This window comes from Flavobacterium sp. UBA4854 (assembly GCF_002399805.1).
Lineage (GTDB): Bacteria > Bacteroidota > Bacteroidia > Flavobacteriales > Flavobacteriaceae > Flavobacterium > Flavobacterium ginsengisoli.
Genome location: NZ_DHEI01000143.1, coordinates 53,266 through 63,888, shown reverse-complemented (window position 1 = coordinate 63,888; position 10,623 = coordinate 53,266). Strand labels below are relative to the sequence as shown.

Below are 10,623 nucleotides of genomic sequence, written 5' to 3'. Positions count from 1 at the left end.
TATGGTTACAATCAAAGAGCTGTTGCCAACCAATTGCAAAGTAGTGCTTACGGAGAAGTGAAAGATAAAGCAATTGAAGAAGTCGTAGTATCCGCATTGCCAAAGATGAAAAAATCTTCGGTTTCTGATTATACAACTGTTGCAGAAAACCAACTTAATATAGCTTTTGATATTGATATTCCGTACGATATTCTTTCTAATGGAAAAGTACATAGTGTTTCCTTAAAAGAAATTAAACTTCCAGCAACATATAAATATTACGCTGCTCCAAAAGTAGAAAATGAGGCTTTTCTTCTTGCCGAAATTGCAGATTACAGCAAATACAATTTATTGCAAGGCGAAGCGAATATCATTTTTGAAGGAATGTATGTTGGAAAAACATTTATAGAACCAAGTCAAACCAGTGATACTTTGAATTTAAGTATGGGGCGCGATAAAAAAGTTTCTATAAAACGTGAAAAAGTAGCAGACAAATCGGGAACGAAGTTTTTGTCTTCTAGAAAAGAACAAACTTTTACCTACGACATTACCGTTCGAAATAATAAAAAAGAATTGGTTGAACTTTTATTAAAAGATCAATATCCGTTGACAACCAATAAGGAAATCGAAGTAGAATTATTACAAAGTGACAGCGCAAAAATAAATTCTGAAACAGGAATCTTAACTTGGCAATTACAGCTGAAACCGAATGAAACGAAAAAGATCAGAATAAGTTATCGTGTAAAATATCCTAAAGATCAGGTTTTGAATTTATAATATCTCTAAAAATAAATCCCGATAGTTTCTCAGCTATCGGGATTTTAGATTTATTTAATTCACTAAAATTAAGGAGCTGGATCAGGAAATATAGCCTGAACCGCGTCAATTTCTGCTAAGATTTGTTTAGAAAGTGTGACATCAACAGTATCGATGTTTTCTTTTAATTGTTCTAATGTCGTAGCTCCAATAATAGCACTCGTTAAGAATGGCTGTTGCAAAACGAATCCCATTGCCAATTGCGTTAGCGTTAAACCATGTTTTTTAGCGATTTCCAGATACATTTTTGTTGCTTCGGTGCATTGGTCGCTATTGTAACGTTTGTATTGCGGAAAAAGATTAATTCTCGCTTTTGGATGACTTTCTCCAGTTAAAAATTTTCCTGTCAAAACTCCGAATGCTAAAGGCGAATATCCAAGTAAACCAACATTTTCATATTTTGAAACTTCTGCAGAATTCACTTCAAACAAACGGTTCAATAAAGAATACGGATTTTGAACAGTTTTTATTCTTGGAAGATTGTTGTATTTGCTTTCTTCCAAAAGGCGCATCATTCCCCAAGCGTTTTCATTAGAAACTCCAATGTATTTGATTTTACCTTCTTTAATTAATCCGTCGAAAGTTTCTAAGATTTCTCTAAAGTTATCTTCCCAAACATCATCATGTCCGTGAAAAGCACGCTGACCAAAATTATTAGTTTTTCTTTCTGGCCAGTGCATTTGATACAAGTCGATATAATCTGTTTGCAGTCTTTTTAAACTATTTTCAACAGCATATTTAATACTTGCTGGAGAAAAATCCAGTTTTTCGCGCATATATCCAAAATTCGGATTCGGACCAGCAATTTTAGATGCTAAAATAACTTTATCTCGATTTCCTGATTTCTTAAACCAAGTTCCTATAATTTTTTCTGTGCTTCCGTAAGTCGCTTCACTCGCAGGAACCGAATACATTTCGGCTGTATCGAAGAAATTTACGCCTCTTTCAAGAGCATAATCCATTTGTTCATGTCCTTCTGCTTCTGTATTCTGCTGTCCAAAAGTCATTGTTCCAAGACAGATTTTACTAACTTTTATATCGGTGTTAGGTAATGTAGTGTATTTCATTCTTTTGAGATTCTAAGTGTCTAAGATTCTAAGTTTACTTATTTTGAGTTATAAAGCTTCAAAGTTACGAACGGATTTCTCAAATCTAAAAACGAGAAAGGTTAAAAAAAGTACAAGATTTATTTTGAGAGGCTAAGGTTCTAAGATGCTAAGTTTAGATTCCAATTAATAAAAAAGGGTTGAAGTTTTACTTCAACCCTTTTAAATCTTAGAAACTTAGTATCTCAGAATCTTAGCAACTTTTAATTAATACTATTAAGCATCTCTGCAATCTCATCTAATCTTGGAGTCAAGATGATTTCGATTCTTCGGTTTTTAGCTTTTCCTTCCGGAGTCGCATTGCTTGCCAGAGGAGAAAATTCACTTCTTCCTGCTGCTGTTAGTTTTTGTTTATTGATTTTTGGGTTTTCACTTAAAATAGCAACAATTGCAGTTGCTCTTTTTGTAGATAAATCCCAGTTGTTTGCAATTGGTCCTGAACCTGCGTACGGATCATCGTCTGTATGTCCTTCAATAAGAACAGAAAGATCTGGATTGTCACCTAAAACTTTTCCAAGTTCTACAACTGCTCTTCTACCTTCTGCACCAACAGCCCAGCTTCCAGAATTGAAAAGCAATTTGTTTTCCATAGAAACATATACTTTTCCGTTTTTATGTTCTACAGTCAAACCTTTACCTTCAAAACCAGTTAATGCTTTAGATAAAGTTTCTTTCAGTTTACGCATTGCTTCTTCTTTCGCAGCAATCATATCTTCTAATTCTTTTAGACGATTTGCCGTTTTGTCTAAACGGGCTTGTTCTTCTGCAAGAGCTTTACCTTTTGCTTCTAATTGTGCTAACAATTCGCGGTTTTTAGCCAAGTTTTTCTCTAATGCATCGTTGCTGTTTTTCTCCAACGCATTATACGAATCCTGTAAAACTTTATATTTATTTTGAGCCGCCGCTAAATCTGCTTTTTGTTTTGCCAAATCATCATTAGCACTTGCTAAATCTTTAGTCAGTTTATCGCGATCGACTTCTAACTGATTCTTTGCTTTCTTTAAATTTTCATTTTCATCAGCAATAGAACGACTTTCTTTCTTCAAATCTGAGTATTTGGTTTCTAAATCATTGTAAATTTTCTTAGAAACACATGACGTTGTGGACAAAGCTAATGCTAGTAATCCGATGGAGGCTTTTTTAATCATCTTTAATTGATTTTATTTAGGCGTTTAATCTTTTAAACTTCGTAAAAAACCAATCCTAGAAATTTTGCAAATTCTAAGCATTGATTTTAAACCGAGATACTCTCAGCAAGAACAATACCAAAAATTAGTCGATTTCGACTAAAATCGGACAATGATCTGAATGCATAGCGTCTGGTAGTATAACAGCTCTTTTTAGCCTGTTTTCTAAAACATTGCTAACTAAATTATAATCGATACGCCAGCCTTTATTATTTCCTCTCGCTCCTGCACGGTAACTCCACCATGAATAATGATGTGGTTCTTTGTTAAAATGACGGAAACTGTCGATAAAACCAGATTTCATAAAAGTATCTAACCAAGCGCGTTCTGCCGGAAGAAATCCAGAAACCGTTTTATTACGAACCGGATCATGAATATCTATTGCTTCGTGACAGATATTATAATCTCCGCATATAATCAGATTCGGGATCGTAAGTTTCAATTCATTGATATAATTTTGAAAATCATCCATAAACATAAATTTATGGTCCAATCTTTCAATATTTGTCCCAGACGGAAGATACAAACTCATTACAGAAACATCGTCAAAATCTGCACGAAGATTTCTTCCTTCAAAATCCATATGATGAATTCCTGTTCCGTAAACAATATTATTTGGCTTTGTTTTCGAAAGAATAGCTACTCCGCTGTATCCTTTTTTGGTTGCAGGATAGTAATATTGAAACGGATAACCCGCGGCAGTAATATCGTCTACAGGAATTTGATCTTGTGTAGCTTTTATTTCCTGAAGACAGATAACATCAGGATTTGCTTGTTGCAGCCACTCGATAAACCCTTTGTTTATTGCTGCTCTAATTCCGTTTACATTATAAGAAATAATTTTCATCAGTGATTTTTTTAGGATTTCAAATGTAATAAAAAAGTGCAAAGTTTATCTTGGAAACAATGAAAAGTAGACTTTTTTGTTATCTTTGTTCGCTGTTCTAATAATTTAAAAGTAGTACATGGGTTTAGTTACCGCGAAAGAAGTTGCAAAGGCAATAAATGTTGAAAAGTACGGGGTTCTCGGTACTTTTTCTGGCTGGATTCTTATGAAGGTTCTTAAGATCTCGACCCTTAATAAAATTTACGATCGTAATAAACATTTGACAGACCTTGACTTTTTGAATGGAATTTTGGACGAAATGGAAATTAAGTTCGAAATCCCTGAAGAAGATTTAAAGCGTTTGCCAAAAGATGGTGCGTATATTACCATTTCAAATCATCCGCTTGGTGGAATTGATGGAATTTTACTTTTGAAATTAATGCTTGAAAGAGAGCCAAATTTCAAAATCATTGCCAATTTCCTGTTACACAGAATTGTTCCAATGAAAAAATACATTATGCCAGTTAATCCTTTTGAAAACCATAAGGATGCAAAATCGAGCGTGATTGGTATTAAAGAAACTTTACGTCATTTAAGTGACGGAAAGCCTTTGGGGATTTTTCCCGCTGGTGAAGTTTCGACTTATAAAGATGGCAAATTAGTAGTTGACAAACCTTGGGAAGAAGGCGCACTGAAATTAATCAGAAAAGCAAAAGTTCCTGTTGTTCCAATTTACTTTCATGCTAAAAACAGTAAATTGTTTTACTGGCTTTCTAAAATTGACGACACTTTACGCACAGCAAAATTACCTTCTGAGCTATTAACTCAGAAAGATCGTGTAATTAAAGTTCGTATTGGAAAACCAATTTCTGTAAGCGAGCAAAACGAAATCGAATCTTTCGAAGAATATTCAGAATTCTTGAGAAAGAAAACCTACATGCTTGCCAATCCTTTTGAAAAAGATACGAAACTGATTGACACTGCAAGTTTAAAAATACCAAAAGCGCCTAAAAAAATCGTTACTCCTGCAAACGAGTCAAAACTTATTGATGAAGTTCAAGCGTTAAGAGATAGTGACAGCAGGTTTTTACAAAGTAAAAACTATGAGGTATTCTTTGCAAGCGCAAAAGAAATTCCGAACATTTTACACGAAATAGGCCGTTTGCGCGAAATTACTTTTCGTGAAGTTGGAGAAGGAACAAATGAATCTATTGACATAGATGAATACGATCAATATTATCACCATATGTTTTTATGGGATGATGAAACCAAAAAAATTGCAGGAGCATACCGTATGGGATTAGGTTCTGAAATCTATCCAAAATACGGAATTGAAGGTTTTTACTTGACTGATCTTTTCAGATTTGAACCAGAACTTCATGATATGATGCACAAATCGATCGAAATGGGACGTGCATTTATCGTAAAAGAATATCAGCAAAAACCAATGCCTTTGTTCTTATTATGGAAAGGTATTATTCATACCACTTTGCGTCATCCAGAACATAAATATTTAGTTGGAGGTGTAAGTATCAGTAATCAATTTTCAGATTTCTCTAAATCATTAATGATTGAGTTTATGAAATCAAACTATTACGATCCGTATATCGCGCAATATATTCACCCGAAAAAGGCGTATAAAGTAAAATTAAAAGATGCTGATAAAGATTTTATCTTTGATGAAGCAGAATCTGACTTAAATAAGTTTGATAAAATCATTGACGAATTAGAACCAGGAAATTTACGTTTACCTGTTTTAATTAAAAAATATATCAAACAAAATGCAAGAGTAGTCGCTTTTAACGTTGACCCGTTATTTAATAATGCAATTGACGGTTTAATGTACATTAGAATTGCAGATATTCCTGAAAGCACTATGAAACCTGTAATTGAAGAGTTTCAGATTGAATTGGAAAAGAAACTATCTGAGAAAGAAGATTAATAAAAGAAAAGCCGTTTCAGTTGAAACGGCTTTTTTTTGTATCATTAAAATTAGAAAACTTACTCTTTACCAATTTCATTAATCTCTTCTAATTGATTCTTAGGATCTGCACCATATTGATTTGGCCCTTTTTCACCTTCTATACAACATAAATATAAGTTGTAAAATGGAATAAGGATATACCACCATTCTTTACCAACATCGTGCATTCTTCTAACCGCAACAGCAATTCCAGGCAGTAAAACTGCTAAGCTATAAATATTCGCAATAATCACTAAACTTGGCGAAACTAATCCAGCAATAAAACCAAGAACAAAACTGATGATTAAGTTTACTAAAAAGAACATCCAATATTCTTGTCTTCTTGCTCTTCCACTAAAATTTGCATAGTTTTCAAAAACTACTTTTTTGTACATTTCAATCATAATAAAATCATTTAAACTCTATCTTACTCTTAAGGATTTTCAGTTACTCCATTATTTCTAGTATGTTGCAAGATTACCCACTAAAGACTTTATTTAAAGGAACTAAAAGTTATAATTGTATTAGAAAAAGACATTTTTAAACAAAAAAAATCCCATTCATTTCTGAATGGGATCTTCGTTAATATATTCGTGCTTCTTTTAAAACCAGCCTCGCTGACCAATTTGATAAGTTTGATAAAATTCCTCATCACTCTTGGTTAGGTATATAATACCCTCTATAATTCCGATTATGCCGCCAATTCCGAACATTAACCCTAAAACCAGCTGAATTATTCCTTCTCTTTTATAACCTAAATAAAATTTATGGATACCTAAATATCCTAGCAAAATAGCTAGAATTCCAGCCACTACTTTTTTATTTTCTTCTTGATAACGTGGATTATTCCAATCTTCTCTTTTTGTATTTTCCATAATCTTAATTTTTATTATTTCTTAAAATAGTACTCGAACAAAAAAACTGATTCGTGAATAAAACCAGTTTATACATTATTAAAACCAAATTGATTGATGCAGAATATCATCAAAAGAATTATTTTTTACAAAGAAAATTAATCTTATAAAATGATAAACGCCTAAAAAAATAGCTAGTCCGTATGCCAGCCTTCTATTATACAAAAGTCCTGTGAAGTATTCTTTTTTGGTAATAAGCTCTAATGTGAGCACTAAAACAGTCACAATACAAAATGCAATGACAAAAGGACCTAAAATATGATAGCTAATTGATTTGTATAAATCTCCTTGATAAAAATAAACCAAAGATTTTGTGATCCCGCATCCTGGACAAGGAAATCCTGTCAGCATTTTAAAAGGGCAAAAAGACTGGTCTGTTTCTAAATGGTCATTATGATTATCAAGCATTAAAAAAAACGGAACTACCAGTGTAATTAATGCACCGATAATTCCGTAAATTTTACGTCTTGTTTGCGTATTAGTTATATAATCTGTTGATATCACCTTGAACGATCATTGCAGCCGCAATAGGAAAAAAGAATCCTAAAACAATTAGTAAAGTAGATTGATCTTTTTGAAGTTCACCCGTTTTCTCATATACTTTTGGTAATGCTTCTTTACCTGCTAAGTAATAGAAATAAATATTAACTGGCATACAACAACCTGCAAAAATTGCAATTGGTTGCGAGATAACTTCTTTTTTTGCTACAGCATTAAAAACTTCAGCTACTTTAATATTCCAATAAATCAAATACAATCCGCATGTTAAAAATCCAAAAAGCAATACCATAATTGGGTCTACTTTAAATACCGGGATTGGTTCTTCAAAATTATTCGATGTTTGTTGTAATTCCATCTTTTTCCTTATAAAATTCGTTAATTCCTACTCTTTGGATTTTCGGCTTCTCCAAACCCCTAAAAGAACTTATTTAGATTGATTCTTTTGAAATTCGGAAACAATATTATTAAAAATTAGCAAATAAAACTAATCTTGCCAAATAAAATTTACAGGAAAAACCTCGTTATTAAATTCTAAAGGCTGTAGACTATTTTTTGTTGTAAACCGCTTTAATTTTATCCACAATTACCTGAGCCAATCGTTCATGACTTTCAAATGTCCAACCAGCAATATGAGGCGTTAATAACACATTTTTTGCCTGCATAAGATACTGAAGTGCTTCTGGCGTGCTGTTATCTTGAAAAAGGGTTTCGAACGACAACTTTTCGTATTCCAAAACATCTAAACCTGCACCCAAAATCTTTTTCGATTTCATAGCCTCAACCAAATCTGCTGTAACAATGTTTTTACCACGTGAAGTATTTATAATCCAAAAAGGCTTTTTAAACGCATTTATAAAGCTCCTATCGACCATTTTATTTGTTTCTGGTGTCCAAGGAAGGTGCAAGCTTAAAACATCTGTTTTTTCGCGTAATTCTTCAAGAGAAACTTGTTTGGCATTTTCGTCTCCAACATTATCCAAAATATCATAGCAAAGAACTTCTGTATCAAAACCTCTCAGTTTTTTAGCAAAAGCTTTACCCATGTTTCCGTAGCCGATAATTCCCACTGTTTTTAAATCCAACTCGTGGCCACGATTGCTTTCTCTATTCCAATGTCCTGCTTTCACTTCAGCATCAGCCTGATTTAAATTATTGAATAAAGATAAAATCACACCAAGCGAATGTTCTGCAACAGCGTTGCGATTTCCTTCTGGAGCAGCAATAAGATGAATTCCTTTTGCAGAAGCATACTCACAATCAATACTTTCTAGACCTGCGCCAACTCTCGCAATAAATTGCAACTTTGTTGCAGCATCCAAAAATGTCTTGTCAATCTTGAAACGGCTTCTAATTACGACGCCATTATATTCGTGAATTTTTGCTTCGATTTCTTCTTTTGAAGATTTAAAATCGGCATGATTTTCGAAACCAGCTTCTTCCAATTGATTCCAAAGAATTGGATTATTGCTATCGATATGAAGAATTTTTATGCTCATTTTTTACTGAATTTTATAAATACAAAAATACGGGAAATATAACCTTATAAAGTCGCAAGAGAAAATTTTAAACCAAAAAAACCTGAAAAAACCTTATCCGTTCAAGCCTTCATGACAAATACTTTTTTATTGCGCGGTTTTTTTTCTAACTTTGAAAGAATAAGGATTTTTCAAATCCATCATATAAATCTTCAGAAAATCTTCCCAATGAAATTAACCAAGACTTTTAAAGCCTTTTTTGAAAACGAAAAATCGGGAGGAATTATCTTGCTATTTGTCACGATTTTATCTCTTTATCTTGCCAACTCTTCTATTCAAGTTCCATATGTTGCTTTTTGGGAGAAAGAAATTTCAGGACACTCTATAACGCATTGGATTAATGATGGATTAATGACAATTTTCTTTCTTTTGATTGGATTAGAACTGGAACGCGAAATTTATCATGGTGAATTATCCAACATTAAGAATGCTTCACTGCCAATTATGGCTGCTTTTGGCGGAATGCTTGTTCCTGCAGCAATTTTTTTGGCATTAAACTATGGAACAACTACACAAAACGGAGCCGGAATTCCGATGGCAACCGATATTGCTTTTGCAATCGGGATTTTATCGCTTCTTGGCAATAAAGTTCCTACTTCATTAAAAGTTTTTTTAACTGCTTTGGCTGTAATTGACGATTTAGGAGCAATTATTGTGATTGCCATTTTTTACACGACATCAATCTCTTTTTTAAATCTCGGGATTGCTCTTGGAATCTGGTGTTTGCTATTTGTTTTAAACCGAATGAAAATTCACAATCTAATTCCATATTTGCTCGGCGGAGCAATAATGTGGTATTTTATGCTTAATTCTGGAGTTCACGCAACCATAACTGGTGTAATTTTAGCGTTTGTTATTCCGTTTGGAGATGGTGGCGAAAAAACATCTTCATATAGGCTACAGCACTTTTTACATAGGCCAGTTGCTTTTTTCATTTTGCCATTGTTTGCAATTGCAAATACTGCTTTAACAATTTCAGACAATTGGCACGAAGGCCTTAGCCATGTTAATACTTACGGAATTATTTTGGGACTTGTAGTTGGAAAACCTCTTGGAATTTTGCTTTTCTCCTCAGTAGGTGTAACTTCGGGTTTATGCATTTTACCGAAAAACTTGAAATGGGCGCACATTTTAGGAGCAGGAATGTTAGGCGGAATTGGTTTTACTATGTCAATTTTCATAACAGTTTTAGCATTCAAAAACCCTGAAATTGTCGTTTTTTCTAAAATAGCCATTCTGATTGCTTCCTTCTTAGCAGGATTAATGGGATTCGTTTATTTAAAATATACATTAAACAGAAAGTAAATTTCGAATGTTTTAAATTCTAATTACTGAGTTTAACTGATGAAAAGAATTAGACAAATACTTGCAATATCAATATCTCTCATAATATTGCTTGTTGGTATTATTCTCTATAAAGTCATAACATATAAACCTCCGGTTTTAGATTTTTACAATCAGACTCCTACTTTACTATTTTGTGGAAATGCATATTCAAAAGAAAATCCAGGAAATGGAAAAGAAATCTTTAATTCTAATTGTGCTGCTTGCCATAAACTAGATTCCAAGAGTACTGGACCTGCACTTCGTAATATAGACTCATTGATCTTTATAAAATGGATGTTAAGGAAAAACCATAAAATCGATATCTTGAAGATTGAAAAGTTTGGAATTGATTATCACAGAACAACATTTAAAGATGTTATCAATGAAGAAAATCTTCCCGACTTAATTGATTATTGTTCAGGAGTACGGTATTGAACCTCAAAACAAAAAAATCCAAATTCCTGTTTAAA

11 protein-coding genes and 1 pseudogene are annotated in these 10,623 nt (G+C 33.0%); 4 read left to right on the top strand and 8 right to left on the bottom strand.

Going from position 1 to position 10,623, the window contains the following annotated elements:
* Positions 1 to 756, top strand: a 756-nt coding sequence (locus tag B3J44_RS20950) for a DUF4139 domain-containing protein (protein WP_286971222.1), incomplete at its 5' end; no start/stop codon positions are given.
* Between the two features lie 68 nt (positions 757 to 824).
* Here the strand turns inward: B3J44_RS20950 and B3J44_RS20945 are convergent.
* The 3 genes from B3J44_RS20945 to B3J44_RS20935 all read right to left on the bottom strand — a co-directional run bounded on the left by B3J44_RS20945 (position 825) and on the right by B3J44_RS20935 (position 3,935).
* Positions 825 to 1,862: an aldo/keto reductase gene (locus B3J44_RS20945; protein WP_286971221.1), complete on the bottom strand. Its 1,038-nt coding sequence runs from the start codon at positions 1,860 to 1,862 to the stop codon at positions 825 to 827.
* Positions 1,863 to 2,104: 242 nt separating this feature from the next.
* Positions 2,105 to 3,049 carry an OmpA family protein gene (locus tag B3J44_RS20940; protein WP_198855221.1) on the bottom strand — a complete coding sequence of 315 codons (945 nt, stop codon included), beginning with the start codon at positions 3,047 to 3,049 and terminating at the stop codon, positions 2,105 to 2,107.
* A gap of 124 nt (positions 3,050 to 3,173) precedes the next feature.
* Positions 3,174 to 3,935: an exodeoxyribonuclease III gene (locus tag B3J44_RS20935; protein WP_286971220.1), complete on the bottom strand. Its 762-nt coding sequence runs from the start codon at positions 3,933 to 3,935 to the stop codon at positions 3,174 to 3,176.
* Positions 3,936 to 4,053: 118 nt separating this feature from the next.
* Here B3J44_RS20935 and B3J44_RS20930 point away from each other — a divergent pair, with 118 nt between their 5' ends.
* Positions 4,054 to 5,856 (top strand): GNAT family N-acyltransferase, encoded by a 1,803-nt coding sequence (locus tag B3J44_RS20930; RefSeq protein ID WP_198855219.1) that lies wholly within the window; start codon positions 4,054 to 4,056, stop codon positions 5,854 to 5,856.
* Between the two features lie 59 nt (positions 5,857 to 5,915).
* Here the strand turns inward: B3J44_RS20930 and B3J44_RS20925 are convergent, their stop codons facing one another.
* From B3J44_RS20925 to B3J44_RS20905, 5 genes are all read right to left on the bottom strand, one after another.
* Positions 5,916 to 6,281: a DUF805 domain-containing protein gene (locus B3J44_RS20925; protein ID WP_286971219.1), complete on the bottom strand. Its 366-nt coding sequence runs from the start codon at positions 6,279 to 6,281 to the stop codon at positions 5,916 to 5,918.
* Between the two features lie 198 nt (positions 6,282 to 6,479).
* Complete coding sequence (locus B3J44_RS20920) at positions 6,480 to 6,752, bottom strand: TM2 domain-containing protein (protein WP_286971218.1); 273 nt, start codon at positions 6,750 to 6,752, stop codon at positions 6,480 to 6,482.
* Between the two features lie 78 nt (positions 6,753 to 6,830).
* Positions 6,831 to 7,295 carry a DUF2752 domain-containing protein gene (locus B3J44_RS20915; RefSeq protein WP_286971217.1) on the bottom strand — a complete coding sequence of 155 codons (465 nt, stop codon included), beginning with the start codon at positions 7,293 to 7,295 and terminating at the stop codon, positions 6,831 to 6,833.
* Positions 7,270 to 7,647: a DUF4234 domain-containing protein gene (locus B3J44_RS20910; protein WP_198855215.1), complete on the bottom strand. Its 378-nt coding sequence runs from the start codon at positions 7,645 to 7,647 to the stop codon at positions 7,270 to 7,272. The genes B3J44_RS20915 and B3J44_RS20910 overlap by 26 nt, the downstream gene beginning before the upstream one ends.
* Positions 7,648 to 7,837: 190 nt before the next feature.
* On the bottom strand, positions 7,838 to 8,788 hold the full coding sequence (locus tag B3J44_RS20905) for a 2-hydroxyacid dehydrogenase (protein ID WP_286971216.1): 951 nt from the start codon (positions 8,786 to 8,788) through the stop codon (positions 7,838 to 7,840).
* 207 nt (positions 8,789 to 8,995) lie between these two features.
* On the opposite strand from B3J44_RS20905, the gene nhaA reads away from it, so the two are divergent.
* Together nhaA and B3J44_RS20895 are read left to right on the top strand one after the other, a co-directional pair.
* Positions 8,996 to 10,132: a Na+/H+ antiporter NhaA gene (nhaA, locus tag B3J44_RS20900; RefSeq protein WP_286971213.1), complete on the top strand. Its 1,137-nt coding sequence runs from the start codon at positions 8,996 to 8,998 to the stop codon at positions 10,130 to 10,132.
* Positions 10,133 to 10,339: 207 nt separating this feature from the next.
* A pseudogene (locus B3J44_RS20895) lies at positions 10,340 to 10,588 on the top strand (c-type cytochrome); the annotation flags it as partial.
* Positions 10,589 to 10,623: the final 35 nt, after the last annotated feature.